At 69.2% G+C, this 26366-nt stretch carries 24 protein-coding genes; 13 read left to right on the plus strand and 11 right to left on the minus strand.

The features are described 5' to 3' along the window. The first annotated feature begins 52 nt into the window (after window positions 1-52). The 6 genes from Q0R13_RS12915 to Q0R13_RS12940 all read left to right on the plus strand — a co-directional run bounded on the left by Q0R13_RS12915 (window position 53) and on the right by Q0R13_RS12940 (window position 7067). Window positions 53-817: a PhoH family protein gene (locus Q0R13_RS12915; protein ID WP_293904514.1), complete on the plus strand. Its 765-nt coding sequence runs from the start codon at window positions 53-55 to the stop codon at window positions 815-817. A gap of 110 nt (window positions 818-927) precedes the next feature. Next, window positions 928-1371 carry a MarR family transcriptional regulator gene (locus Q0R13_RS12920; protein WP_293904516.1) on the plus strand — a complete coding sequence of 148 codons (444 nt, stop codon included), beginning with the start codon at window positions 928-930 and terminating at the stop codon, window positions 1369-1371. Then, window positions 1368-2825, plus strand: a complete 1458-nt coding sequence (locus tag Q0R13_RS12925) for an MFS transporter (RefSeq protein ID WP_293904518.1) — start codon at window positions 1368-1370, stop codon at window positions 2823-2825. The genes Q0R13_RS12920 and Q0R13_RS12925 overlap by 4 nt, the downstream gene beginning before the upstream one ends. A 60-nt stretch (window positions 2826-2885) precedes the next feature. Next, on the plus strand, window positions 2886-3578 hold the full coding sequence (locus Q0R13_RS12930) for a hypothetical protein (RefSeq protein WP_293904520.1): 693 nt from the start codon (window positions 2886-2888) through the stop codon (window positions 3576-3578). Window positions 3579-3590: 12 nt separating this feature from the next. Further along, window positions 3591-5495, plus strand: a complete 1905-nt coding sequence (locus Q0R13_RS12935; RefSeq protein WP_293904522.1) for a M1 family metallopeptidase — start codon at window positions 3591-3593, stop codon at window positions 5493-5495. 126 nt (window positions 5496-5621) lie between these two features. Further along, window positions 5622-7067: a Fic family protein gene (locus Q0R13_RS12940; RefSeq protein WP_293904524.1), complete on the plus strand. Its 1446-nt coding sequence runs from the start codon at window positions 5622-5624 to the stop codon at window positions 7065-7067. Here the strand turns inward: Q0R13_RS12940 and Q0R13_RS12945 are convergent. From Q0R13_RS12945 to Q0R13_RS12975, 7 genes are all read right to left on the minus strand, one after another. After that, window positions 7064-7297, minus strand: coding sequence for a DUF5961 family protein (locus Q0R13_RS12945; RefSeq protein ID WP_293904526.1), 234 nt, complete (start codon window positions 7295-7297; stop codon window positions 7064-7066). The genes Q0R13_RS12940 and Q0R13_RS12945 overlap by 4 nt on opposite strands. A 32-nt stretch (window positions 7298-7329) precedes the next feature. Further along, the gene (locus tag Q0R13_RS12950; RefSeq protein ID WP_293904566.1) at window positions 7330-8370 is read right to left on the minus strand and encodes a sulfate/molybdate ABC transporter ATP-binding protein; all 1041 of its coding nucleotides are present in this window, start codon (window positions 8368-8370) and stop codon (window positions 7330-7332) included. Between the two features lie 7 nt (window positions 8371-8377). Further along, complete coding sequence (gene cysW / locus Q0R13_RS12955) at window positions 8378-9175, minus strand: sulfate ABC transporter permease subunit CysW (protein WP_293904567.1); 798 nt, start codon at window positions 9173-9175, stop codon at window positions 8378-8380. 68 nt (window positions 9176-9243) lie between these two features. Then, a complete protein-coding gene (cysT, locus tag Q0R13_RS12960) occupies window positions 9244-10050 on the minus strand; it encodes a sulfate ABC transporter permease subunit CysT (protein ID WP_366852911.1) in 807 nt (268 codons plus the stop codon). Window positions 10051-10130: 80 nt separating this feature from the next. Next, the gene (locus Q0R13_RS12965; RefSeq protein ID WP_293904530.1) at window positions 10131-11165 is read right to left on the minus strand and encodes a sulfate ABC transporter substrate-binding protein; all 1035 of its coding nucleotides are present in this window, start codon (window positions 11163-11165) and stop codon (window positions 10131-10133) included. Between the two features lie 25 nt (window positions 11166-11190). Further along, entirely contained in the window at window positions 11191-12780 is a 1590-nt protein-coding gene (locus tag Q0R13_RS12970; protein WP_293904532.1) for a porin, read from the minus strand. A gap of 131 nt (window positions 12781-12911) precedes the next feature. Then, window positions 12912-13916 carry a nitronate monooxygenase family protein gene (locus Q0R13_RS12975; RefSeq protein ID WP_293904534.1) on the minus strand — a complete coding sequence of 335 codons (1005 nt, stop codon included), beginning with the start codon at window positions 13914-13916 and terminating at the stop codon, window positions 12912-12914. A gap of 195 nt (window positions 13917-14111) precedes the next feature. On the opposite strand from Q0R13_RS12975, the gene Q0R13_RS12980 reads away from it, so the two are divergent. Then, entirely contained in the window at window positions 14112-15503 is a 1392-nt protein-coding gene (locus Q0R13_RS12980) for a methylmalonyl-CoA mutase family protein (RefSeq protein WP_293904568.1), read from the plus strand. Window positions 15504-15660: 157 nt separating this feature from the next. Then, window positions 15661-17820: a methylmalonyl-CoA mutase gene (scpA, locus tag Q0R13_RS12985; RefSeq protein ID WP_293904536.1), complete on the plus strand. Its 2160-nt coding sequence runs from the start codon at window positions 15661-15663 to the stop codon at window positions 17818-17820. Here the strand turns inward: scpA and Q0R13_RS12990 are convergent. Then, window positions 17777-18277 (minus strand): cupin domain-containing protein, encoded by a 501-nt coding sequence (locus Q0R13_RS12990; protein WP_293904538.1) that lies wholly within the window; start codon window positions 18275-18277, stop codon window positions 17777-17779. The genes scpA and Q0R13_RS12990 overlap by 44 nt on opposite strands. A 283-nt stretch (window positions 18278-18560) precedes the next feature. Here Q0R13_RS12990 and Q0R13_RS12995 point away from each other — a divergent pair, with 283 nt between their 5' ends. From Q0R13_RS12995 to Q0R13_RS13005, 3 genes are all read left to right on the plus strand, one after another. Further along, on the plus strand, window positions 18561-18824 hold the full coding sequence (locus tag Q0R13_RS12995) for a DUF1778 domain-containing protein (protein ID WP_293904540.1): 264 nt from the start codon (window positions 18561-18563) through the stop codon (window positions 18822-18824). Between the two features lie 100 nt (window positions 18825-18924). Then, window positions 18925-19329 carry a GNAT family N-acetyltransferase gene (locus Q0R13_RS13000; protein WP_293904570.1) on the plus strand — a complete coding sequence of 135 codons (405 nt, stop codon included), beginning with the start codon at window positions 18925-18927 and terminating at the stop codon, window positions 19327-19329. A gap of 128 nt (window positions 19330-19457) precedes the next feature. Then, entirely contained in the window at window positions 19458-20759 is a 1302-nt protein-coding gene (locus Q0R13_RS13005) for an MFS transporter (RefSeq protein ID WP_293904542.1), read from the plus strand. Window positions 20760-20762: 3 nt separating this feature from the next. On the opposite strand, the gene Q0R13_RS13010 is transcribed toward Q0R13_RS13005, so the two are convergent. Next, window positions 20763-22484, minus strand: a complete 1722-nt coding sequence (locus tag Q0R13_RS13010; RefSeq protein WP_293904544.1) for a phospholipase D-like domain-containing protein — start codon at window positions 22482-22484, stop codon at window positions 20763-20765. A 99-nt stretch (window positions 22485-22583) separates the two neighbouring features. Next, entirely contained in the window at window positions 22584-24596 is a 2013-nt protein-coding gene (locus tag Q0R13_RS13015) for a redoxin domain-containing protein (RefSeq protein WP_293904546.1), read from the minus strand. 191 nt (window positions 24597-24787) lie between these two features. On the opposite strand from Q0R13_RS13015, the gene Q0R13_RS13020 reads away from it, so the two are divergent. Beyond that, the gene (locus tag Q0R13_RS13020) at window positions 24788-25108 is read left to right on the plus strand and encodes a type II toxin-antitoxin system RelE/ParE family toxin (RefSeq protein ID WP_293904548.1); all 321 of its coding nucleotides are present in this window, start codon (window positions 24788-24790) and stop codon (window positions 25106-25108) included. Next, a complete protein-coding gene (locus Q0R13_RS13025; RefSeq protein ID WP_293904550.1) occupies window positions 25105-25446 on the plus strand; it encodes an XRE family transcriptional regulator in 342 nt (113 codons plus the stop codon). The genes Q0R13_RS13020 and Q0R13_RS13025 overlap by 4 nt, the downstream gene beginning before the upstream one ends. An 81-nt stretch (window positions 25447-25527) precedes the next feature. Here the strand turns inward: Q0R13_RS13025 and Q0R13_RS13030 are convergent, their stop codons facing one another. Beyond that, complete coding sequence (locus Q0R13_RS13030; RefSeq protein ID WP_293904552.1) at window positions 25528-26352, minus strand: transglutaminase family protein; 825 nt, start codon at window positions 26350-26352, stop codon at window positions 25528-25530. Window positions 26353-26366 lie beyond the last annotated feature (14 nt).

A 26366-nucleotide genomic window follows, 5' to 3' on the forward strand; every position in this document is an offset into this window, starting at 1 on the left:
GGCGCTCCCAGTTCCGGGACGCCCTTTTTTCTTGCCCCTACGGAGGCTTTTGATGACCAAGCGAGCCCTGAAGCGACAACTGCGCGAAGGCGCGTTCGACGTGGGACAGTTCGAGGGGGACGATAAGATCCGCCGGCTGCCGCTGGACAGAGCCTGGTCCCCCCTCAACCATCACAACGACGATCGCGAGCAAGCCTATCTCAAGACCATCAAGGCGAAATCCCCCGGACAACAGGAACTGATCGACGCCGTCGACGCCAAGAACCTGGTCCTGGCCCTGGGACCGGCCGGCACCGGCAAGACCTATCTTGCCATCGCCAAGGCGGTGGAGGCGCTGGAGGCCGGGCGGGTCGGCCGCATCGTCCTGTCCCGTCCCGCCGTCGAGGCCGGCGAATCCATCGGCTTCCTGCCCGGCGACGCCGAGGACAAGCTGGCCCCCTACCTGCGCCCGCTCTACGACGCGCTCTCCGACCGCCTGTCGATGAAGCGGGTCCGGGCCCTGATGGGCGAAGGGGCCATCGAGATCGCCCCTGTCGGCTTCATGCGCGGCCGTACCCTGAACAACGCCTTCGTGGTGATCGACGAAGCGCAGAACTGCACCTACGGCCAGCTGAAGATGCTGCTGACCCGCCTGGGCTGGAATTCCACCATGGTGGTCACCGGCGACCCCAACCAGTCCGACCTGCTGCCGGAGCTCTCCGGCCTGGGCCCTGTCGCCACCCGCCTGGAAGCCGTGGCCAATATCGCCGTCGTCCGCCTCGCCGACCGCGACATCGTCCGCCACCCCCTGGTCGCCGAGATGCTGGGCGTCCTCTGACCTCAGTGCCGAGGAGAGCGTAAGCAGGCCCGCCCTCGCAAGGGGGCGGGCCTTGCCTTTGGACCGCTCGCAGACTAGATAGTTCGCCAACCTAACTATCTAGGACGCGCGTGCCAGACCCTCTCATCCATGTTGACGTCATCGACCTGGCCGAGGCGCTGCGGCCCGCGATCCTGCGCGTCTCGCGCCGCCTGCGGCAGGAGGCGCAGAAGGCCGGCCTCTCGGCCCAGGACGCCCTGCTGCTGGGCTACATCCGCAAGCACCCCGGCGCGGGGGTCAGCGCCCTGGCCGACGCCGAGCGCACCTCGCGCCCGACCATCAGCGCCCATATCAAGCGCCTGGAGGCCGCGGGCCTGGTGGCGCGCAGCGGCGACGCCGAGGATGGCCGCCGCTCTGGCTTCACGGTCACGGCGGCCGGCGCGCGCAAGCTCGAGATCATCCGGCGCGAGCGCAACGACTGGCTGGCCGCGCGCCTGGCCCGCCTCTCGCCGGACGAGCGCGCCGCCCTGGCCGCCGCCGCCGAACCCCTGCTGGCGCTGGCGGCCGACCGATGAGCCCCAGCGACGAAACCCTCGAGGTCGTCCCGCAGCCGGAGACCGCCCCGGTCGACGCCGCGCGCTTCACCCGCGGCTGGGTGGTGCCGGCGATCATCGGCTCGGCGCTGCTGATGCAGACCCTGAACGCCACCTCGATCAACAACGCCCTGCCCGCCATGGCCCGCGCCCTGCACGTGGAGCCGCTCCGGCTCAACCTGGCGATCACCATGTACCTGCTGGCCTCGGCGGTGTTCCTGCCGATCTCCGGCTGGATGGCCGACCGCTTCGGCGCGCGGCGCATCTTCATGCTGGCGATGGTGATGTACGCCCTGTCGTCAGCGCTGTGCGGGTTCGCGGGCAGCCTGCCCCAGCTGATCGCCGCGCGGCTGTTCCAGGGGATGGCCGGCGCCATGATGGGGCCGGTCGGCCGCCTGGTCCTGCTGCGCACCACGCCCAAGTCCGAATTGGTGGGCGCGATGTCCGTGGTGACGATGCCGGCGCTGCTGGGGCCGGTGGTCGGGCCGGTGCTGGGCGGCGCGATCGTAACCTTCGTGAGCTGGCGCTGGATCTTCTTCCTCAACCTGCCGATCGCCATCGTCGGCTTGTTCCTGGTCCGCGCCTTCGTGCCCAATGTGCGGGAGCAGGAGGTGCAGCCGATCGACTGGCTGGGCATGGCGCTCACCGGCCTGGGCCTGGCCGGCCTGATCTTCGGCTTCGAGAACCTGGGCCGCGACGTGCTGCCGCCCCTGGCGGTGGCCGGGCTGTTCGCCGGCGGCCTGGCCTTCCTGGGCCTCTACGGCGCCCACGCGCGGATCACGCCCAACGCCGTGGTCGACCTGTCGATCTTCCGGATCCCCACCTTCCAGGCCTCGGTGCTGGGCGGGTCATTCTTCCGCCTGGTGCCCGGCGCGACCCCCTTCCTGCTGGCCATGCTGCTGCAGGTGGGGTTCGGCATGACCGCCTTCGCCGCCGGGATGATGACCTTCATATCCGCGGTCGGCGCCCTGGTGATGAAGACCACCGCGCCGCCGATCCTGCGCCGCTTCGGGTTCCGGCAGGTGCTGCTGGTCAACGGCGTGATCTGCGCGGCGACCTTCATGGTCTATTCGCTGTTCAAGCCCGAGACCCCGCACTGGCTGATCATGGTCGCGCTGGCGGTGGGCGGCTTCTTCCGCTCGCTGCAGTTCACCAGCCTGAACGGCATGGCCTATGCCGACATCGAGCAGTCGCAGATGAGCCGAGGGACCACCACCGCCGCCATGGCGCAGCAGTTCATCCAGTCGGTCAGCATCGGCCTGGCCGCCACCCTGCTGCATTTCCTGATGCGCTGGCGTGGCGAAACCCACCTGACCGCTGGCTCGGTGGCCCCGGCCTTCGCCGTGATCGGCGGACTGACCCTGGTCTCGCTGTTCTGGTTCGCGCGTCTGCCAAAGGACGCCGGCGATGAGATGAACGGTCGGCTCCCCGTCTAGCGGACGGCGCCCCATGACCTTAAGGTGCGTGCTCATTTTTGCCGCGTTGAGTCCCGATCGATGAAATTCCTTGCCGTGTTCGCCGCCGCGCTAGTCGCGCTGACCTCGCCCGCCTGGGCCGCCGCGCCGGCGAAGGCCAAGACCCGGGCGGCCACCCCGGCCCGCATCGTCCTGCCGACCAACGTCCGGCCCGACCGCTATGAGATCCACATCACCCCGGACGCCGACCACCTGACCTTCAAGGGCGGGGAAAAGATCGCCCTCACCGTGCTGAAGGCCACCGACCGGATCGTGCTCAACGCCGCCGACCTCGAGTTCAAGGCGGTGAGCCTGTCAGGGGCCAAGGCCGCGCCCCGCACAGTCCTCGACCCCGGTCGGCAGACCGCCGCCTTCGTCTTCGCCAAGCCCCTGGCGCCCGGCCGCTACACCCTCTCCATCGCCTATACGGGCAAGATCTATGAGCAGGCGTCCGGCCTGTTCGCCCTGGACTACGAGGGCAAGGCCGGCAAGCAGCGCGCCCTGTACACCCAGTTCGAAAACTCCGACGCCCGGCGCCTGGCCCCTCTGTGGGACGAACCCGGGGTGAAGGCGGTGTTCGCGCTGACCGTTGACGCCCCGGCCGGCCAGATGGCCGTCTCCAACATGCCGGTCGCCCAGACCACCCCGGCCGCCGACGGGCTGCAGAGCGTCCGCTTCGCAGACAGCCCGAAGATGAGCTCCTACCTGCTGTTCATGGGGCTGGGCGACTTCTAGCGCATCCACCAGATGGTCGGCAAGACCGACGTCGGCGTCATCGTGCGCAGGGGCGACGCGGCCAAGGGCCAGTACGCTCTCGACGCCGCGGTGAAGCTGCTCAGCTTCTACAATGAGTATTTCGAAACGCCCTACCCGCTGCCCAAGCTCGACCTGGTGGCCGGGCCCGGCAACAGCCAGTTCTTCAGCGCCATGGAGAACTGGGGGGCGATCTTCTACTTCGACTACGCCCTGCTGATCGATCCGAAGCTGTCCACCGAGACCGACCGGCAAAACGTCTTCACCGTCGTCGCCCACGAGATGGCCCACCAATGGTTCGGCGACCTGGTGACCATGGACTGGTGGGACAACCTCTGGCTCAACGAGGGCTTCGCCTCGTGGATGGAGAACAAGGCCACCGACCACTTCCACCCGGAGTGGAACGTCTGGCTCTCCACCCAGGCCGGCCAGCAGGGGGCCATGCGCACGGACAGCCGGGCCGGCACGCACCCGATCGTCACCCCGATCCGCGACGTGTTCGCCGCGTCCAGCGCCTTCGACGCCATCACCTACCAGAAGGGCCAGGCGGTGATCCGCATGCTGGAGGCCTACACCGGCGAGGCCGCCTTCCGGGCCGGCGTGCGCAACTACATCAAGGCCCATGCCTACGGGAACACCGTCAGCGACGACCTGTGGACCGAGATCGACAAGGTCTCGACGAAGAAGATCACCGCCATCGCCCATGACTTCACCTTGCAGTCGGGCGTGCCGCTGATCCGCGCGACCGCCGGGCCGGGCGGCGTGGTCCTGAACCAGGACCGCTTCGGCGCCGACCTTGGCCAGCGCACGCCGCGCACCTGGCGTGCGCCGGTGACGGTGACCTCGCTCGACGGCAGGACCTGGCAGGGCGTCGTCGCCGCCGGCGCGCCGAAGACCGCCGACGTCGCCGCCCCCGCGGTCGTCAATGCCGGCCAGACCAGCTATTTCCGCACCGCCTATTCGACCGACCTGTGGGCCAGGCTGGCGCCGCGCTACGCCCAGCTTCCGCCGGCCGACCAGCTGGGACTGCTCTACGACAGCCGCGCCCTGGGCGAGGTCGGCATCGTGCCGATGAGCGACTTCCTGGCCCTGGCCAAGAACGCCCCGGCCGACGGCGATCCCATCGTGCTGAACACCCTCTCCGACCAGCTGTCGGCCATCGACTGGCTGTACGACCGCCGGCCGAACCAGGCCGCCTTCCGCGCCTTCGCCCGCGGGCGTCTCGGCCCGGTGGCCCAGCGGCTCGGCTGGGACCCCAAGCCGGGCGAGGCCGATAACGACGCCGTCACCCGCCGCGCCATCCTGGAAAACCTCGGCGCGCTCGGCGACCCGGCCGTCCTCGCCGAGGCGCGCCGGCGCTTCGAGCGCTGGCTCACCGACCCGGACAGCCTGACCGGGACCGGTCGCCGCACGGTGCTGTCCATCGTCGCGGCCAACGCCGACGCCGCGACCTGGGACACGCTCCACCGCAAGGCCCGGGAGTCGAAGGACATCACCGACCGCGCCCGCCTCTATGGCTACCTGGGCTCGGCCCTGGACCCGGCCCTGGCCGACCGGGCGCTGGCCCTGGCGCTCAGCGGCGAACCCAGCGCGACCGAGGTTCCGCTGCTTCTCGGGGCGGTTTCCAACCCGTTCCCGGACAAGGCCTTCGACTTCGCGCTCGCCAACCGCGCCCGGCTACAGCCGTTCCTGGAACCCAGCAGCCAGACCTCCTACTTCGCCCGCCTGGCCCAGAGCTCGCGCGACCCGGCGATGATCGACAAGCTGACCCGCTTCGCCGCCAGCGTCCCGGCCTCCAGCCGCAGCGAGCTCGACAAGTCCGTCGCCGCCGTCCGCTACCGCGTCGAGGTCATCGCCAACCGGTTGCCCGAAATGGACCGCTGGCTGGCGGCGAACTGACGCCCCGTAGCGACACAATCCAAGCTATTGCGGCGTATAGGAGATTTAAGATCCGCACTTGGTGCGGAGAATACCCTTGAACTCTGCCGCAATAGAGGGCCACAATCTCCGCAGGAGATGCGGGGAATGTCTGACTACATCTACGAACTAGATGCGTGGCCGGAATTCCGTTGGAACGTCGAACACGTTTCCGAACGGCTCGTCTCCGTCAGCCGTCATCAGGGCCTTCTCATCGGGAGGATGCGCGCGCTCGGCTTCCAGCTGCGCGAAGAAGCTGTCCTCGCCAACCTCACCGAGGAGGTCATCAAGTCCAGCGAGATCGAGGGGGAAAATCTTGACCGGGATCAGGTCCGATCTTCGATCGCACGTCGCCTCGGCATGGACATAGGCGGCTTGGCCGCAGCAGACCGAAGTGTCGAAGGCATCGTCGAGATGATGCTCGACGCCACCCAAAACTACGACGCGCCGCTCACGACGGAGCGGTTGTTCGCGTGGCATGCCGCCCTCTTCCCAACGGGCCACAGCGGCATGCACCGGATCGTCGTCGCAGGATGGCGCACGACCGACAGCGGCCCAATGCAGGTCGTCTCCGGGCCGATCAACCGCGGGCGGGTCCACTTCGAGGCGCCGGAGGCTGGAAGACTGCCGGCCGAAATGTCGGCGTTCCTCAAGGCGCTCAACGCAAGTAAGGCCATGGATCCCGTCTTGGAGGCGGCCGTCGCCCACCTGTGGTTCGTCACAGTCCATCCCTTCGAGGATGGGAATGGGCGCATCGCACGGGCCATTGCCGACATGGCCCTGGCGCGATCCGAAGAGAGCCCCCAGCGCTTCTACAGCATGTCGTCCCAAATCCGCGCCGAGCGCGAAGCGTACTACAAGGCGCTCGAGACCACCCAGAAGGGCGGCCTTGACATCACCGACTGGCTCCTGTGGTTCCTCGATTGCCTCGACCGCGCCTTCAACGGCGCCGAAGCGATCCTCGCTGCGGTCATACGCAAGGCCAGGTTCTGGGATTCCATCGCCATGGAGCCGATCTCGGCCCGGCAGGCGTTGGTTCTGAACAGGCTGCTTGAGGGCTTCGAAGGCAACCTGACGTCTTCGAAATGGGCCGTTCTCACCAGGACTTCGCCTGACACCGCGCTCCGCGATATCGAGGATCTCACAAGGCGGGGGGTCCTCATGAAGGACCGCAAGGGCGGCCGAAGCACCAGCTACTCCCTGCCGACGCCGGCGGCCCACGCGCTAGGTGCGGTGGCTCGCTACGTCAGGCAGCACGCGGAGATCGCCGTGACGGACGGAGCCCGGCTCCTCACGCCCGAGGAAAAGGCCCGCCGGACGCAGGCGATCCGGTCGACGGCCGATGAGATCGAGCGACTGGCCGAAGCGGCGCAGGCGCGCAGTGTCGTCTATTCTGAGTTCGAGAAGCTCCTGCGGCGGCTGATGAGCTACGGCTCTCATCCGACCAATCCGCTCGTCTCCGCCGTTGCGGAGGCCATCCACAACGGCGCCCGCAAATCATCAGCAAACAATGCGCTCGGAAGGGCAACCAGGGGGCAAGACCGCGAGGCCTAGTCACATGGGGCCGTCTCGCCGGTCTCCGGATCGACCCGGAAGCACTGTCGCTCCCCGGTCTCGCAGTCCTCGACGTAGAGGCTGACGTCGTCGTCCGCGACGGGATGCTGGTGCTCCACGAAGCTGAGCGCGGCGTCCTCGAAGCTGGCGCCTTCGACGATGTGGGCGCGCGAGGCGCCCTCGGCCACGCCATGGACCGAGAAGCGGCGTTGAGCGGTGGTTTCAGTCATGCCCCCTCAACGCACGACTCGCCCAGAAGGCGTCAGCCCGCCGCGTAAACCTGGGGACGCAGCGGCTTGATGCGCACCGGCAGGCCCGTCGCTACCCCTGGCGGCAGGGTCGGGCCGTGGGCCTGCAGCTCGACGGTCTGGCCCTCTATCAGGCAGTCGATGCGCACGTCGGGCCCGCGCTGGGTGACCCCGCGCACCTCGGCCGCCAGCCCCGCGCCATCGAGGGGCGCGAAGGCCACCTCGTCCGGGCGGAAGAACACGTCGACCGGGCCCTGCGGCGCCCCCTTCGGCGCCTCGGACTCCCAGTCGGCGACCAGCAGGCGGCTGCCGTCGACGACGCCCGGCATCCGGCAGGCGGCGCCCAGGAAGTCGAACACGAACGGCGTGGCCGGATGCTCATAGACCTCGTTGGGCGTGCCCAGCTGGATCAGCTGGCCGTCCTTCAGGATCGCCACCCGGTCGGCCAGGTCCAGGGCCTCCTCCTGGTCGTGGGTGACGAAGACGGTGGTGACCCCCGCCTTGTCGTGCAGTTCCCGTAGCCAACGGCGCAGTTCGCGCCGTACCTGGGCGTCCAGGGCCCCGAACGGCTCGTCCAGCAGCAGCATCTTGGGCTCGATCGCCAGCGCCCGGGCCAGCGCCACGCGCTGGCGCTGGCCGCCGGACAGCTGCGACGGGAACCGCTTCTCCAGGCCCTCGAGCTGCACCAGCGACAGCAGGTCGGCGACCCGGTCGCCGATCTCCGACTTCGACGGCTTCTCCGAGCGGCGGCGCACGGTCAGGCCGAAGGCGATGTTCTGGGCCACGGTCATGTGGCGGAACAGGGCGTAGTGCTGGAACACCATGCCCACCTTCCGCAGGCGCACCGGCAGGGCCAGGAAATCCTCGCCGCCAAACCGCACCTCACCGGCGTCGGGTTCCTCCAGCCCGGCCAGCACCCGCAGCAGCGTGGTTTTGCCCGACCCGGACGGCCCCAGCAGCGCCAGGAACTCCTTGTCCTTGGCCTGCAGCGACACGTCCTTCAGCGCCGGGAAGCGGCCGTACTGCTTGGAGACGCCCTTGATCTCCAGGGCCAGGCGCTCGTCAGTGCTTTCGGCTCGCCGAAAGTTCACCGGAATGACGCCATTCGAGGACGGTCTTGAGGACAAGCGTGATGATCCCGAGGCCGGCCAAGATGGACGCTGCGGCGAAGGCGCCGACGGAGTCATAGTCATTGTAAAGCACCTCGACGTGAAGGGGCAGCGTGTTGGTGAGCCCGCGGATATGGCCGGAAACGACCGAGACCGCGCCGAACTCGCCCATCGCGCGCGCGTTGCAGAGCAGGACGCCGTAGAGCAGCGCCCATTTGATGTTGGGCAGGGTCACCCGCCAGAAGGTGGTGAAGCCGCTGGCGCCGAGCGTCAGGGCGGCGGCCTCCTCGTCCGAGCCCTGCTCCTGCATCAGCGGGATCAGCTCGCGGGCCACGAACGGGAAGGTGACCAGGATGGTCGCCAGCACCAGGCCCGGCGTGGCGAAGATGATCTTCACGTCGTGATCGATCAGCCAGGTCCCGAAGATCCCCTGGGCCCCGAACAGCAGCACCCAGACCAGGCCCGAGACCACCGGCGAGATCGAGAACGGCAGGTCGATCAGGGTCAGCAGGACGCTCTTGCCGCGAAACTCGAACTTGGTGATCGTCCAGGCCGCCGCCACCCCGAACACCGCGTTCAGCGGCACCGAGATCGCCGCCACCAGCAGGGTCAGCTTCACCGCCGCGATGGCGTCCGTTTCCTTGAGGGCGGCCAGGTAAGGCATCAGGCCCTTGGCCAGCGCCTCCTGGAACACCACCCCCAGCGGCAGCAGGATCAGCCCGGCCATCGCCGCGGCCGAGGCCAGCAGCATCAGGGGCGCGATCCCCGGCAGGACGATGCGGAACAGCGGGCGCGAGGCGCCGGGCGCGACGGCGTCGATCATGTGCGCCCCCGGCGCGCCAGGGCCATCTGCAGGATGTTCATCCCGATCAGCGCGCCGAACGAGATCGCCACCATGGCCACCCCGATCGCCGCCGCGCCGGCGTAGTCGTACTGCTCAAGCTTGATGACGATCAGCAGCGGCGCGATCTCGGTCTTCATCGGCATATTGCCGGCGATGAAGATCACCGAGCCGTACTCGCCGACCGCCCGGGCGAACGCCAGGCTGATCCCCGACAGGATCGCCGGCCCTAGCGCCGGGATCACCACATAGGCGATCCGCTGCAGGTCGGTGGCGCCTAGGGTCTGGGCCGCCTCCTCGACGCCGCGGTCCAGGTCCTGCAGCACCGGCTGGATCGAGCGCACCACGAACGGCAGGCCGATGAATACCAGGGCGATGAAGATGCCGAGCGGCGAATAGGCGGTCTTGATGCCGATCTTCGCGGCCAGGGCCCCCAGCGGCCCGGTGGGCGCATAGAGCGTGGTCAGCGCGATCCCGGCCACCGCCGTCGGCAGCGCGAACGGCAGGTCCACAAGGGCGTCCATGATCCGCCGGCCGGGAAACTCGTAGCGGGTCAGGGTCCAGGCGATCAGCAGGCCCAGCGGCCCGTTGGTCAGGGCCGCCAGGAATGAGATCCCGAAGGTGATCTTCAGCGCCGCCGCCACCCGCGCGTCGGTCAGGGTCCTGACGATCCCGTCCAGCCCGATCTCCCACGGCCGCATCGCCAGCACGCCCAGCGGCAGCAGCACGATCAGGCCCAGGTAGATCAGCGTCACGCCCAGCGAGAGCCCGAAGCCCGGCAGGATCGAGTGTTCCTTCCAACGCCGCGGGCGGGGCCTCACGGTCCCACCCGGACGGATCACCGGGGGCGAGGCGACGAAGTCGGTCACGACGGCTTATAGATCTTGTCGAACACCCCGCCGTCGGCGAAGTGCGTCGCCTGGGCCTTCTTCCAGCCGCCGAACGCGCCATCGATGGTGACCAGCGGGATCGGCTTGAACGAGGCGGCGTACTTGGCCGCCGCCGCCGCTTCGCGCGGCCGGAAGTGGTGCTTGCCGATGATGTCCTGGGCGCGCGGGCTGTAGAGGAAGTTCAGGTAGCCGGTCGCCTGCTCGCGGGTCTTGTGCCGGTCGACGTTCTTGTCGATCAGCGCCACCGGCGGCTCGGCCAGGATCGAGCTTGACGGATAGACGATGTCGAAGTTCGGCCCGAACTCGTCGAGGGTCAGATAGGCCTCGTTCTCCCACGACAGCAGAACGTCGCCGATCCTGCGCTGGGCGAAGGTGGTGGTGGCGCCCCGCGCGCCGGTGTCCAGCACCGGGACATTCTTGAACAGCTTCGACATATAGGCCTGGGCCGCCGCGTCGCCGCCGCCCGCCTTGGCCGCCGCCGCATAGGCCGCCAGATAGGCCCAGCGCGCACCGCCGGAAGTCTTCGGGTTGGCGGTGATCACCCCGATCCCCGGCTTCACCAGGTCCGGCCAGTCGCGGACCTTCCAGGGGTTGCCCTTGCGCACCAGGAACACGATCGTCGAGGTGTAGGGCGTCGAGTTGTTGGGCAGCCGGGTCTGCCAGTTGGCCGGCAGCAGCTTGGCCCGGGTCGCGATCTCGTCGATGTCGGCCGCCAGCGCCAGGGTCACCACATCGGCCTGCAGCCCGTCGATCACCGAGCGCGCCTGCTTGCCCGACCCGCCGTGGCTCTGCTGGATGGTCAGCACCTGGCCGGTCCTGCCCTTCCAGTAGTCGATGTAGGCGGCGTTGATGTCCTTGTAGAGCTCCCGGGTGGGGTCGTAGCTGACGTTCAGCAGGGTGACGGGCTTGGCCCTTTGCGCCAGGGCGACGCCCGGCAGCAGGGCGCCGACGGCGCCGGCGCCGCCGGTGGCGAGCAGGCTGCGGCGGCTCAGGGTGAGGTCGTGGGTCATAGGCTTGGGGGTCCCTAAGTTCGGCCTAGAACGCGTACTGGGTGCGGAAGGACCAGATGTTGAGGGTCTGGCCGATCTGCGCTCCCGCCGGCGGCGTGAGTGCGCCCGCGCCGAAGGCGGTTCCGCCAGCCGACAGCCGGTTCACATCAACACGCTGGTAGTCGGCGAGGAAACGCACATTGCTGTTGGCGTACCAGTTGAGCCCGAGCGTGAAGATCTTCTGGTCCCCGCCGCGGATCGACGAGGTGGCCTGGGCGGTCCCGGCCAGGCCGGCGCGGTAGTCCAGGTTCAGCTCGGAATAGCGGGCCGCGAGCTCCCAGACGCCCCAGTTTTTCTCCCTCAGGCTGAAGGGTTTGTCGATCTTGGGGGCGTCGAAGCCGCCGGCCGCCACATTGTAGCGACGCGGCTGGCCGGTCAGGGTCCAGGCGCCTTGCAGGTACCAGCCGTCGAAGCTGGGGTCGGCCAGCACGCTGGCGCGGCGGTTCACGTCCAGCCAGAAGTACTCGCCGGCCAGGCTGAACTGCCTGTGCTGCAGCCCGCCCTCCAGGCCGTAGGCGCGCACGTCGTCGGCGTCGATGTTGCCGGTGTCCACCAGCCGCGTGCCGTCGACCCGCAGCTCCGGCCGCTCGCGCAGCCGGATCGGCGTCGCCGCCCCGGCCGGCGCCACGTCCGGGCCGGTGGCCGCCGGGTTGATCACGATGTTGGCGCTGGCGCCGATGTGGACCAGGTTGTCGGCGTCCTTGTAGGGCACGTAGGTCAGCCGCCCGACGAAGCCCAGCTGCTCGTCGAAAGTCTGGACGGCGATGGTGTTGCCGGTGATCGCCCCGAACATGCTCCAGCGGTCGCCGTTGGCCAGCACCGCGGCGCCGGTGCGCCCATCGCCGCCGGCCAGGCCGCGCACCAGTTCCGCCACCGCCGGCCGCTCCGGGAACAGCGAGGCCGTGTTGGCGGTCGCGTCCTCCAGGCCGGTGGTGGGCGCGAACGCCCCGACCCGCAGCTTCACCGGGGTGAAGCCGGCGTATTCCACATAGGCGTTGGTGATCTTGCCGACGTCCTCGACGCCTGAGCCGCCGAAGTCGAACAGCAGGTTGTAGTTCCAGTCGCCCCAGGCCTTGCCCTCGACCCCGAACCGGGCGCGGCGGAAATTCGTCCCGTCGCCCAGGTCGCGGGCCCGGTCCGCCTCGGTGGCGTCGCCCACCGAGCCGCGCCGGAAGTCGGTGGCCAGCGGGCCCGGGCTATGCTGGTCATAGTGGGCGGCGTCCAGCTGGACGATGCCGCGGATCGAGGCCGTGAACTGGCCGTCGGCGCTCGCGAAGGTCGGCCGACCGTTGGCCAGTGAGACCGTCGGCGCATTGTTGACCTGCTCGCGGATCGCCTGGTTGTTGCCGGCCGCCTGCGCCTTCAGGTCGAGAATCTGGCCTTCCAGCTCCTCGTTGTGCTTCTCCAGCGCGTCCAGCCGCCCGACCAGGGCCAGCAGCTGCTCCTGGCTGATCGCCACCGGCGCCGCCCCGGCGGTCGCCACCGCCGGCTGCGCCCGCGCGGCCGGTGCGGCGGCGCCGAGCAGCGCGGCCAGGCCAGCGCTCGCCACCAGGCGATGCAATGGATGCGCGGACATAAGTTCTCCCTCAGCCGTCTGAGGGTGAAGCTATGTCGCCTATTCCTAGTCGTTAAGTGGGAATAAGCTGAAGACCGTCACAGAAAATCTATGACTCCGGCGACCCGCTTCGGGCGCGCGCCTGGTCGCCTCTACTCCGCCGCCATCAGGACGCGGCCGGCGGTGAAGGCGGTCTTGGCCGCCAGTTCCGCCTTGGCCGCCTCGTATTCCTCGGACAGCCGAGCGACCAGTTCGCCGGCGGTGGGGATGTGCTTCACCGCCCCGATCCCCTGGCCGCAGCCCCAGATGTCGCGCCAGGCCTTGGACTTCTGGTTGCCGCCGGAGCCGAAATTCATCGCCGAGGGGTCCGACTTGGGCAGGTCGCTGGGGTCCAGGCCGGACGCGACGATGGACGGGCCCAGGTAGTTGCCGTGCACCCCGGTGAACAGGTTGGTGTAGACAATGTCCTCCCCGCTCGAGGCGACGATCATGTCCTTGTAGGGCTGCCCGGCCGCCGCTTCCTGGGTGGCGATGAAGGCAGAGCCCACATAGGCCAGGTCCGCGCCCATGGCCTGGGCGCCCAGGATCGAGCGGCCGTTGGCGATGGCGCCCGAGAGCGCGATGGGCCCGTCGAACCACTCCCGCAGGCCGCCCACCAGGGCGAAGGGCGACAGCGACCCGGCGTGGCCGCCAGCGCCCGCCGCCACCGGGATCAGGCCGTCCGCGCCCTTCTCGATGGCCTTGCGGGCGAACCGGTCGGTGATCACGTCATGCAGCACGACGCCGCCGTAGGAGTGGACCGCGGCGTTCACGTCCTCCCGCGCGCCCAGCGAGGTGATGATGATCGGGACCTTCCACTTGGTCGTGGCCTCGACGTCATGCATCAGCCGGTCGCTGGTCTTGTGGACGATGTGGTTCACGGCGAACGGCGCCGAGGGCGTGTCCGGATGGTCGCGGTCCCAGATGGCCAGTTCTTCGGTGATCTGGTGCAGCCACTCGTCCAGCATCGAGGCCGGCCGCGCGTTGAGCGCGGGGAACGAGCCCACCACGCCGGCCTTACACTGGGCGATCACCAGTTCGGGCACGGAGATGATGAACAGCGGGCTGGCGATCACCGGCAGACGGAGGCGGTCGCGGAGAACGGGTGGCAGGGCCATGGACGGGTCCTTCGATCCTATTGAATATTTACGTCGTACGCACAAAGTGAGGCGCGCCGCAACTGCTCGCGGGACGCTGGAGGCTCGGACAGCCTGCCCGTTCTGGCAGGCTGAATGCAACGCTTTGTCGCCGTGCCGCCCGGCTACCCCTGCGTGAACTTGACGCCCGCGGGCGCGCGGGCGCAATTCCGGGGCATGGCCGACGCTCGTCTTCTGGACCCCGGATTCCCGCCCGCCGGCGAGGACGCCTGGCGCGCCCTGGTCGCCAAGACCCTGGGCGACAAGCCGTTCGAGAGCTTGGCGCGGGCCACCGTCGAGGGCTTGGCGATCGCGCCGCTCTACGCCGCCGCCGACCATCCCGCCACCTTCCCGCCGCGCCCGTTCGACGCCGACCGGCCCTGGGACGCGCGCACCCTGTCGGCCCATCCCGACCCGGCCCGGGTCAACGCCGAGCTGCTGGCCGACCTGGAGGGCGGCGCGGCCTCGGTGATCGTCAAGGGCCACGCCACGGCCGAGGCGCTGACCCGCGCCCTGAACGGCGTCGTCGTCGAGCTGGCGCCGGTGGGCCTGGACGCCGGCTTGCTGGGCCCCAGGGCGGCCGAGGCCCTGCATGCGGTGGCCAAGTCCTCGCCGGCCGCGCTGCTGAACTTCAACCTCGACCCGCTAGGCGCCTTCGCCGAGGCCGGCGGTAGTCCCGGGCCCATCGAGAGCCATCTGGCCAGCGCCGCCACCGTCGCCGTGCGTCTGGCCCAGACCTATCCCCAGGCGCAGTTGTTCCTCGCCTCCGGCCGGGTCGCCCATGAGGCCGGAGCCGGCGAGGCCCTGGAGGTGGCGGTCGCCGCCACCGCCGCCGTCGCCTACGCCAAGGCCCTGGTCCGCGCCGGCCTGCCGGTGGCCGAGGCCTTCGCGCGGATCACCCTGGGGCTCAGCGCCGACGCCGACTACTTCGTGGCGATGGCCAAACTGCGCGCCGCCCGCGCGGTGTTCGCCCGCCTAGCCATCGCTTCCGGCGCCGCCCCGCAGGGCCGCGTCGAGGCCCGGGCCTCGCGCCGCATGCTTACCGCCCAGGACCCCTGGACCAACATGATCCGCCTGGCCGCCGCCGGGTTCGGGGCGGCGACCGGGGGCGCCGACGCCGTGGTGCTGGGTCATTTCACCGATGCGCTGGGCCTGCCCACCGCCTTCGCGCGCCGCCAGAGCCGCAACACCCAGCTGGTGCTGATGGAGGAGGCCAATATCGGCCGCGTCGCCGACCCCGCCGCCGGGTCGGGCTACCTCGAGGCGCTCACCGACGAGATCGCGCGGGCCGCCTGGGAGCGCCTGCAGGCCATCGAGGCGGCCGGCGGCCTGATCGCCGCCCTGCAGTCCGGTCTGATCGCCACCGAGGTGGCGGCCGCCGTGACGGCCCGCGGCGAGCCGAAAATCCTCGGGGTCACCGTCTTCCCGCCCACCGCCGACGCCACCGCCGAGTTCGAGCCCGCCGCCCCGCCCGCCGACCAGTCCTCCGCCCGCCTGCCCGGCCCGGACAGCGTCTGCGTGCCGCTCAAGCCCATGCGGCTGTCGCAACGCTACGAGGTGGCGGCTTGAGAAGCCTCAAACCTTCCCCCGCATGCGGGGGAAAGCGGCCCGACGCCGCAGGCGAGCGGCCGATGGGGGACGCCGCTCGGCATGTCTCCCCCATTGTCGCCCGCCCTTCGGGCATAGGCGACATTTCCCCCGCAAGCGGGGGAAGGATGATGTTCCCATGACCCCCTTCCCCGATTTCGCCACCCTGCCCTTCGACGGCCCCTCGCCCGCCACGCCGCCGGCCCAGGCGGAGCCCTGGAACACGCCCGAGGGTATCGCCGTCCGCCCGGCGTACAGCGCCGCCGATATCGAGGGCTTCCCGGCCATGGGCGGCTTCCCGGGCCTGGCGCCGTTCGTGCGCGGCCCCTATCCGACCATGTACGCCACCAACCCGTGGACCATCCGCCAGTACGCAGGCTTCTCCACGGCCGAGGATTCCAACGCCTTCTACCGCCGCAACCTGGCGGCCGGGCAGATGGGCCTGTCCATCGCCTTCGACCTGGCCACCCACCGGGGCTACGACTCCGACCACCCGCGCGTCGCCGGCGATGTCGGCATGGCGGGCGTGGCGATCGACAGCATCTACGACATGCGGACCCTGTTCGACGGCATCCCGCTCGACAAGATGAGCGTGTCGATGACCATGAACGGCGCGGTGCTGCCAATCCTGGCGCTCTACATCGTGGCGGCCGAGGAACAGGGCGTCCCGCACGAGAAGCTCGCCGGCACCATCCAGAACGACATCCTGAAGGAGTTCCTGACCCGGAACACCTACATCTACCCGCCGACCCCCTCGATGCGGATCGTGGCCGACATTTTCGCGTACACGTCCAAGGAGATGCCGCGCTTCAACTCGATCTCGATCAGCGGCTACCACATGCAGGAAGCCGGGGCGACGCTGGACCTGGAGCTGGCCTACACGCTGGCCGACGGCATCGAATATGTCCGCGCGGGCGTCGCGGCGGGCATGACCGTCGACCAGTTCGCGCCGCGCCTGTCGTTCTTCTGGTGCGCCGGCATGAACATGTTCATGGTGGTCGCCAAGCAGCGGGCCGCGCGCCTGCTATGGACCAGGCTGATGAGGGCCGAGTTCGACCCGAAGGACGCCCGCTCGCTGTCGCTGCGCGCCCACACCCAGACCAGCGGCTGGTCGCTGGCGGCCCAGGACGTCTACAACAATGTGCCCCGCACCGCCGTCGAGGCCATGGGCGCGGTCGGCGGCCAGACCCAGAGCCTGCACACCAACTCCCTGGACGAGGCCCTGGCGCTGCCGACCGACTTCTCGGCGCGGATCGCCCGCAACACCCAGCTGTTCCTGCAGATGGAGAGCGGCCAGGACCGGGTCGTCGACCCCTGGGGCGGCAGCTACTACGTCGAGCGCCTGACCGCCGACCTGGCCGAGCGCGCGCTGATCCACATTGCCGAGGTCGAGGCCCTAGGCGGCATGGCCAAGGCCATCGAGAACGGCCTGCCCAAGCGGCGCATCGAGGAGGCCTCGGCCCGCACCCAGGCGCGGATCGACTCGGGCCAGCAGAGCGTGGTGGGCGTGAACCGCTACCGCCCCGACGTTCCCGACGACCTGCCGGTGCTCAAGGTCGACAACACCGCCGTGCGCAACGCCCAGCTGGAGAAGCTGCGCCGCCTGAAGGCCGAGCGCGACCCGGAGGCCGTGGCCGCCGCGCTGGACGCGCTGACCGCCGGCGCCTCGGGCAAGGCCAATCTGCTGGAACTGGCCGTCAACGCCGCCCGGGCGATGGCCACGGTCGGCGAGATCTCCTTCGCGCTGGAGAAGGTGTTCAAGCGCCACAAGGCCCACGCCGACGCGGTCAAGGGCGTCTACCTGCGCGAGGCCGGCGCCACCCCCGCTTCGGACCGCGCCCGCGCCATGGCCGACGCCTTCGCCCAGGCCGACGGCAAGCGGCCCCGCATCATGGTCGCCAAGATGGGCCAGGACGGCCACGACCGCGGCCAGAAGGTGATCGCCTCGGCCTTCGCGGACCTGGGCTTCGAGGTCGAGATCGGCGACCTGTTCCAGACCCCCGCCGAGGCCGCCGCCGAGGCTGTCGAAACCGGCGTCCACGCGGTGGGCGCCAGTTCGCTGGCCGCCGGCCATCTGACTATGGTCCCCCAATTGCAGGCCGAGCTGGCGAAACTCGGTCGCGCGGACATCCTGGTCTTCGTCGGCGGCGTCATCCCGCCCGAGGACTTCAAGACCCTGAAGCAGATGGGCGTCGCCGCCATCTTCACCCCTGGCACGGTGATCCCGGAGGCGGCCATCACCGTCCTCGAACGCCTCAACGAGCAGCTCGGCTACGCCCAGGAACAGGCGGCGCAATAGTCCCGGCGGAGCCTGCGGCCTTGGGATCGAGGTAGGTCGTGCTCCAGGGCCCCACCGCAACGCCGAAGATCACGGTGTCCTGGTCCGAACCGTCGAAGTGACGCGCGCCCGCCGGCACCAGCACATAGCTGCCGGCCGGATAGGCGGTGGCCGAGGCCTTATCCAGCACGTTGCCGTATCCCATGCGCAGAACGCCTCGGGCGACGAACACCCGCGCCGTGGCGCTATGCGAGTGCGGCGCGTTCCAGACGCCGGCGGGAATGAAGAAGGCGTAGGAGAATGACACGCCGGCCTTGTCGCGAACGCCCTCCAGCAGGGCGAACCTGGTTCCCTGCGGGTCGGTGCGCTGCCAGGCGATGTGGTCAGGGTCCCAGGCTGCGGACGTCTCCTGAGCCATCGCGCCGCCGGACAGCGTCAACGCCCCGGACAGGGCGGCGATGAAGAGTCTTGTCGGCATGGCGAAGGCTCCGGGCCAAGGGGATATGCAATCCTTGATCACGTTGCGCTCCGATTCGCTCGCCGGTTTCGGACCCGGCGTTCGGCGCAAACGGCGGGCGCCGTACCGGACCGCCTGAACGACCAGCTGGGCTATGCGCATGCGCCGGCGACGCGGTAGGACGTTTGTAAGCTGGGACTTCTGCCCGGAGCGTGGCGGCTTCATCTCCGCCACTCAGAGAGCTCGGACCGTTGATCTGTAGTGCATTTTGCACTATAGTCCGGTGTCCAGAAGCGAGCCGCCCATGCCAGCCCCCATCTCAATGCGCCTTCCCGAAGATGATCTGGCGATCATCGATCAGGCGGCGGAGCTGCGCGGGCGTTCGCGAACCGACTTCATGCGCGACGCGGCTGTGCAGGCGGCGGAGCAGGTGCTGATGGAGCAGTCCACGATCCGGATGTCCGCTGAGCACTTCGCCGCGTTCAAGGCGCTGATCTCGGCGCCCGGCAAGCTCGTTCCGGAAATGGTCGATCGGCTGCGCAAGGCCCGTCGGCTGCGGGGAGCGTAGCGCCCTGCTCGTCGAACCCGAACGGCTGGGCCCGCATCACGACATCTCCGACTTCGACTGCGGAAAGCCGTCGCTGAATCGATGGCTCAGCGAACGCGCGCTGCGGAACCAGGAACGCGGATTCTCTGTCGTCATGGTGATCCGGGATGAGGGCAGGGTCATTGCCTACTACGGGTTGGCGCCCACGGCGGTCGCGCCTCGCGCGGCGCCGCGGAAGATCCGAACCGGCCAGCCTCCCGATCCCCTGCCCTGCCTGCTCATCGGCCAACTCGCGGTGGACCGCCGCCATCAGGGGAGAGGTCTCAGCGGACTGCTGGTGCTTCACGCCCTGGAGCGGATCGTGCTCAGCGCCGATCTCACAGGCGGACGGGCGGTGATCGTGAACGCGGTCGATCAGGCGGCGGTCGGGTTCTGGCGCGGATGGGGTTTTGTCCCCTCCCCGAGCAACCCCTTCCAACTGCTTCGGAGCCTCGACGACATCCGAGCCTCTCTGGCGAGCAGTTAAGGGGTGAGCTTGTCTTTCACCCATCGCAAGAGACCGCCTTCGTATGGTTCGGCTGTCGCGATCCCGATGGACATGCCATCGAGGTCTACCGGGCGCCGTAGCCGGCCTGAGTTCGGGGGGACTTTGCTATGACCACGACCGCCGAGGGGGTCTCGGAGGCCGCGACCTTGCGCAAGATCTCCTGGCGCCTGCTGCCGCTGATCGCGCTGGGCTACGCCATCGCCTACGTCGACCGCGTCAACATCAGCTTCGCGGCCCTGCAGATGAACCGCGACCTTGGGTTCTCGGCCACGGTCTACGGCCTGGGCGCCGGCCTGTTCTTCCTGAGCTACGCGGCGCTGGAAATCCCTTCCAACATGATCCTCGCCAAGGTCGGCGCGCGGCGCTGGATCGCGCGGATCATGATCACCTGGGGCGTCCTGGCCATGGGCATGGCCTTCGTGCGGACGCCCTGGCAGTTCTACACGATACGCTTCCTGCTGGGCGCGGCCGAGGCCGGCTTCTTCCCGGGCGTGCTCTACTACGTGACCCTGTGGTTTCCGGAGACGTATCGGGCGCGGGCGATCACCCGGTTCTACTTCGCCGTGCCCCTGGGCGCGGCGTTGATGGGGGCTGTGGCCGGAAGCCTGCTGGGGCTGCAGGGCCGCCTGGGCCTGGCCGGCTGGCAGTGGCTGTTCCTGGCCGAGGGCCTGCCGGCGGTGCTGTTGAGCGGCGTCATCCTGTTCTGCCTGCCCGACGGCCCGGAGACGGTCAGCTGGCTCTCGACGGCCGAGAAGGCCTGGCTTGGGGAGCGGCTGGCCGCCGACGCCGAGGGGCGCGCGGGCGATCACCACAATCCGTTCCGCGCCCTGCTCAATCCGACCTTCGCCGCCCTGGTGGCGGTGAACTTCCTGGCCCTGGGATCGGGCTATGCCTTCACCCTGTCCGCGCCGCAGATCGTCCGGACCGCCACCGGCCTTTCGGCCGACGCCATCGGCTACATCGCCGCCGGCGCCAACCTGTTCGGGGCCGCCCTGATCCTGACCAACGGCTGGCTCTCCGACCGAACCGGCCACCGCGGCGCCTTCGTGGCCGCGCCGATGGTCGTCATCGCCGCCGCCTTCGCGCTCATGGCCTTGACCGACGCGCCCGCTCTGGTGATCGCCGGCTACGTCGCCTTCACGGCGTTCAATGTCGCCGCCATTGCGCTGTTCTTCACGACGCCCGGCGCGATACTGCACCCGCGTTCAGCGGCGGTCGGCGTGGCGGCGATCAACTCGCTGGGTCAGTTGGGTTCGTTCGTGATCCCGGCGCTGTGGGGCGTCGCCAAGGACGCGACCGGGACCTACCACGCCGGGCTCGCGGTGGTGGCGGGCAACGTCGCGATCGCCGCCGTGATCATCCTGGTGCTGCGCTCCCGCGCGCGGCGGTCCGCCCTGGCTCTGGGTTAGCGCTCACAGCCCCCACGGCCGGCTCTCGTCCGCCAGCCGCGTGCCGGTGAAATAGGGGTCCTGCCAGCCGTCGTCGCGGTGCAGGCCGGAGAAGGCCTGATGCCCCTTCTCCTGCAGGATGAACCGGAACCGGTAGTGGTCGTAGATGTCCATCACATGGGCCGCATAGGCCTGGGCCAGCGGCCCGTGGCCCTTCACGATCAGCAGGTTCTCGTCGTTGTTGTGCGAGGCCGTGTAGCCCTGGTTGTGGCTGCCGGTGACCACCACGCAGTCCGGCGAGATCGGGTCGATCACCACGATCTTGTCGTGGATGATGGCGTGCGCGCCGGCCGAACTCTTCAGCAGCTCCGCCTGCCAGAAGGCGAACTGGTCCTTGATCGCGCTGGCCGGCGCCACCGCCTCGGGATCCGCGCCCGGCCGGTGGAACAGCACCGTGCGGAAGTTCTGCGCCGCGGCCGGATCGGTCACCGCCCCGCGCACGAACAGGTCCGGCCGCGCCAGGGAGATCGCCGCGGCATGGTCGATCACGCTGGGCGAGCCGGGCTGGAACTCCAGGAACAGGATCGCGTGCTGAGCGGCGTCCATCAGCGCGAACACCTCGGCCAGGTCGCCGGGCGCGGGCTCCTGGGCCGGGACCGGGCTGGCCCGCTTGCGCGCCGTGTTGGGCGAGAACCACACCCTGGCCCGCGCGTCCGGCGCGCCCTTGGGATCGATGGCGAACCAGTCGCCGGGCTGGTTGTCGGACGTCCGCAGCGGCTCGCCCTGCTGGCCATGGCCGTCGGCGCGGGTGTCGGCCTTCAGCCGCCGCCAATAGTCCAGATAGCGGGCCGCCAGCTCCGGCGACTCCACGATCAGTGCGTTGTTCGACTGGCCGACCAGCGCCGTCCAGGTCCAGTTGGTGCTGCCCAGCAGCACCGCCTGGGCGACCCCGCGCGCATCCTCGTAGACCACGAACTTGTTGTGGCCGATGCCGTTGGTGATGAAGCGGTCGGTGACCTGGGTGTCGGCCTGGGCGTGCAGGGCGGTGCGCGCGTCATGGTTCTCGGCGTCGTCGGCGCCGGTGTTGCTGAGAATGATGCTCAGCGCCGGAGACTCCACCAGCGCGGCCAGCAGCTGCTTGTCCGCCAGCTCGTACAGCGCTGCGTAGCAGCGTCCGCCATACACCTTCACCCGCCGCAGCAGGGTGAGCAGACCGGTCAGGATGTCGCCCGCCAGCGCCTCGCGCAGCGGGTCGCCCGGCGTGGTCCCGTGGGTCAGCAGGCTCACCGTGTCGGGCGACCCGTCCGCCGCCTTCGGCAGCGCGTGGGTGACGAACTGGGTCGACAGGATGCCGCGGTTGAAGAAGGTCCGGAACACGCCGCGCTTGGGCGACAGGACCACCGGGTGCGGCGTCTCCACCGCCCGGCCCAGGTCAGGCGTCAGCGCCCCCACCGCCCCCATCATCGGCACGATGCGATAGCTGTAGGTCCGGCCCCGCCGCGCGGTGAGATCCTTCCAGGAGAACTTCTGGATCGGCCAGATGTCGGTGTCGCTGGCCTTCCAGGCGGGATTGTCCTGGCCCTCGAAGCCCACCCAGGCCGGCAGCGGGATCCAGCGGCCCGGCGCGTTGGCCGTCCCGGCCCTGCGCTGCACGCTGAACCCCAGGCAGCCGTCCAGCTTCTGGCCATAGCGCCAGACCAGCAGCACCATGTCGTTGTTCGCGAACGCGATCGCGGCATCAGCCATCGCCAGCCTCCGGACGGGCCGCGGCGACGCCCGGCCCACACAACCCAGACTACGTCAGGGCTCGCGCAGCTTCCATGACAACCGGGCGGGTCGGAAAGCCTAGCGCCCGCCCAGCGGCGTCGAGGCGGACGGCCCGTCGACCGTCGCTTCCGATCCGCGCCGGCGAGCGCCCATCATCGCCTGGGCCTTGGCCAGCTCGGCCTTGTCCAGCGCCCCGTCGTGGTTGGTATCGAGCACGGCGAAATACTTGCCCAGCATGTCGCCCATCGGGCCGTGCCGCAGCTCCGACTTCTCGATCTTGCCGTCGATGTTGTCGTCCAGCATGCCCAGCATGCGCGTGCCGGCGAAGCGGGCGTCGGAATCGACCTTCCTGGCCGCCGTCTCGTCCATCCAGCGGAAGGCCACGGAGGTGAAGAACATCTCCTCCCACGACTGCTCGCCCCAGGTGATCTTGCGGTTCGGGTCGGGGTTGGCGGGGTTGCGCCTGGAGTTGTCGTAAACGTAGTGGGCGATCAGCTTCGAGCCGGCCGGGACCTTGATCGGCGTGGCGAACGTATACGAACGCTGCCAGTTGAAGTCGTAGCGCGGCAGGCTGAGCAGCAGGGTCTTCTTGCCGTCCGGCGTCTGCAGCCACAGGTCGCTGGAATAGGCGCGGTAGTGGGCGTGCGGGAAGGCCGAGTACAGCAGCGCGTCGTTCGGGAACTCGACATAGGCCACTTCCTGGTGGCGCGCCTCGTTGGGGCCGATCTCGATGGTGGGGTCGATCACCACCACGTTGCGCATCATCAGCTCCGGCGGCTTGTCGTAGAAGTAGACGCCGATCTGGCTGTTATCGACCGTCTCCTTGCCGTCCGGCGTGTAGTGGACCTGCATGCCGATGGCCCCGCCCGCCGGCAGGTAGCCGCCGACGTTCTTGGGCTGGATATTGCTCTCGGCGCCGACCGCATAGCCGCCCACCGAACCCTGCCACTTCATCTCCGAGGAATGGCCGTCGGCCGGCACGTCCTTCATCCAGCCGGTCAGCAGGTGGTGCACCACCTGGCGGTCGCCCGGCTTGACGGTGGTGGCGCGGATCCAGTGGCCCTCGGTCTCCGGATTGACCACGTAGGGGCGCTGGTAGTCGACCACGCCCGAGGCGGGGACCGTGTACTTCGGCACGTTCAGGATCAGGTCCGGCTTGCCAAGCGGCCACTCGGCGGCCACGTGCCTGACGGCGCCCAGCGGGTCGGTCCCCTCGCCGCGCGGCGCGCCGGCCTCGATCCAGTGGACCAGGGTCTTCACCTCGTCGGGGCTCAGGTTCTTGCTGTCCGAGAATTTGCCCACGTGCGGGTCGGCGTTGTAGGGCGGCATCCGGTCGGTGCGCAGCACTTCGCGGATCATCGGCGAGAAGCCCTTGACCATGTCGTAGTTGGTCATGGCGAAGGGGCCGATGCCGCCTTCCTGGTGGCAGGCGACGCATTTGGCTTCCAGGATCGGCGCCACGTCCCTGACGTAGGAAATCTTCTGCGCGCCGCGTTCCGGGAAGGCGACCAGGGCGCCGGTCGAGGCCACGGTCGCCGCCGGCGCGGGCTGACCGGCCAGCATCGCGTCCAGCGCCCCGGCCGCGCCCGACACCGGGCCGTGGTAGACCACGGCCCAGGTCTTGGGGTTGATGACATAGGCCTCGGCCGAGCGGGTGACGCCCAGGCTCTCGCCGACGATCTGGTAGGCGTCCATCAGGATCGGCAGGTCGTAGCCGGCCTTCCGGGCCTCGGCCTGGATCGCCTCGCGGCTGTCCTTCAGGCTGGAGTTCATCATCATGAACTCCACACCCTTGGCGCCGTAGCGGGCGGCCAGGGTCTTCAGCGCCGGGGCCTCGCCCTGCAGCACCGCGTCGCCATTGGCCTGGGTGACGATCACCACCGCCGGCGCGTCGGACAGCCGGTACAGTTCGTGCGCCTCGAGGTTGGCGTCCACCAGCATGAAGTTGTCGACGTTGGCCCGCATCGTCGCCGAGGCGTTCACGGCCGAGGCCTTGCCCATGGCCTGTGGCGCGCCGGTGTCGCTGGCGCAGCCGGCGACCAGGGCGGTCGAGGCAAGCAGCGCCAGGACGCTGAGGCGGGCGGTGGTCATCAGGCTATTCCCCCAGTTGATCGCGGGCGACCCTGTGTCAGAGTCGCAACCGCTTACGCAGTATGCCGAACCCACATTACATGAATATTTCCCCCGCCGCAGGGGCGCGACGCCCTTGACGGGAAATTCCGTTGATGGAATATTCCATGAGTGGCATGTGAGGTCGAATACATCGATCAGCTCGGGGCGTGGTGGAATGCCCTGACGAGGCTGAGCAGGAGGATGTTTCAGCCCATGTCGCGCTGTTGGAAGAGCGCGACGTGCGGTTGGGCCATCCTTATTCGTCGGGGATCAACGGATCGCGTCACAGCCCTATGCGCGAACTGCGGGTGCAAAGCGGCGGAAGGCCTATTCGGATCTTCTACGCGTTCGATCCGCGACGGATGGCGATCCTCCTGATCGGCGGCGACAAGACCGGTGACGACCGGTTCTACGAGACCTTCGTCCCGGTGGCGGACCGCCTGTACGACGAACATATTGAAGGGCTCAGAAGGGAAGGGTCGCTGCCATGACCGGACGCAACTCGTTTCAATCTCTGCGGGACGCCATGACGCCGGCGCAGCGCGCGAACGCCGCGACGAAGGCGGCTGCGTTGCGTGAAGAGATGTCGCTCTCCGAGCTTCGCCAGGCCCGCTTGCTCACCCAGGAAACGCTGGGCGAGACGCTCCACGTCGGCCAGGCTGCCGTCGCGAAAATGGAGAAACGGGCGGACATGTATGTGAGCAACCTGCGCCGCTTTATCGAAGCGATGGGCGGCGAGCTTCATATTGTGGCGCAATTTCCCGAGGGCGCGGTGACGATCAGCAATTTTGCGGCGATTGGTGATCTGCCGCCGGGGTCTTCACGCTGAGTCCAGCCTGTCCGAACGCGCGACGGCCGGCCTGAATTGCGACGTTGGAGGAGGAACCGGCGCCGCAGCCCCTTGCTCGCCCTACCCCACCCGGGCCAGGGTCTCCGGCAGTTCGTCGGTGATCACCTGGAAGTCGGCCAGGGTGGCGGGGCCGAAGTTGGTGACGATGGCCACGTCGGTGGCGTCGCGGCCCAGGGCCATCATGATCCGGCCGATCCGCGGCTTGTTGTGCCGCGCGTCCAGGGTGCGCCACTGGCCGCCCAGATAGACCTCCATCCAGGCGCTGTAGTCCCCCGGACCGGACGGCGGAATGCCGATGTCGCCGAGGTAGCCGGTGCAGTACCGCGCCGGGATGTTCATGCAGCGGCAGAGCGTAATCGCCAGGTGGGCGTAGTCGCGGCAGACGCCCAGCCGCTCCTCGTGCGCCTCGAAGGCGGTCCGCGTCGGCCGCGCGTGCTCGTAGCCGAAGGTGATCCGCTCGTGGGCGTACTTCACGATCGCCTGGGCCCGCGCCCAGCCCGGCGCGATATCGCCGAACAGCTTCCAGGCCAGGTCGTTTAGCTCCTGGGTGTCGCAGTAGCGCGAGCCCAGCAGGAAGACGATCACGTCATCCGGCAGCTGGTCGATCAGCATCTGCCCGGCGTCGGGGAACACCGGGTCGGGCCGGCCGCTGTCGCGGATCACGAAGTCGGCGCTCAGAACCATGCGGCCGGCGGGCGCCAGGATGCGGGCGCAGAGGTTCCCGAACTGGTCGCGATACTGGCGCAGCGGCACGTGGGGCTGGGTGTGGATCAGGTCCGGGGTCTCGAGGTCCGACAGCCGCTCGGGACGCACGTTCAGCATCAGCAGCATGGGGGTCGGCGCCGGACAGTCGTAGGTGATCTGGTATCCGGCTCGAATTCTCATCGACAGTCCCCTGA

Source organism: Phenylobacterium sp. (genome assembly GCF_025351295.1).
Lineage (GTDB): Bacteria > Pseudomonadota > Alphaproteobacteria > Caulobacterales > Caulobacteraceae > Phenylobacterium.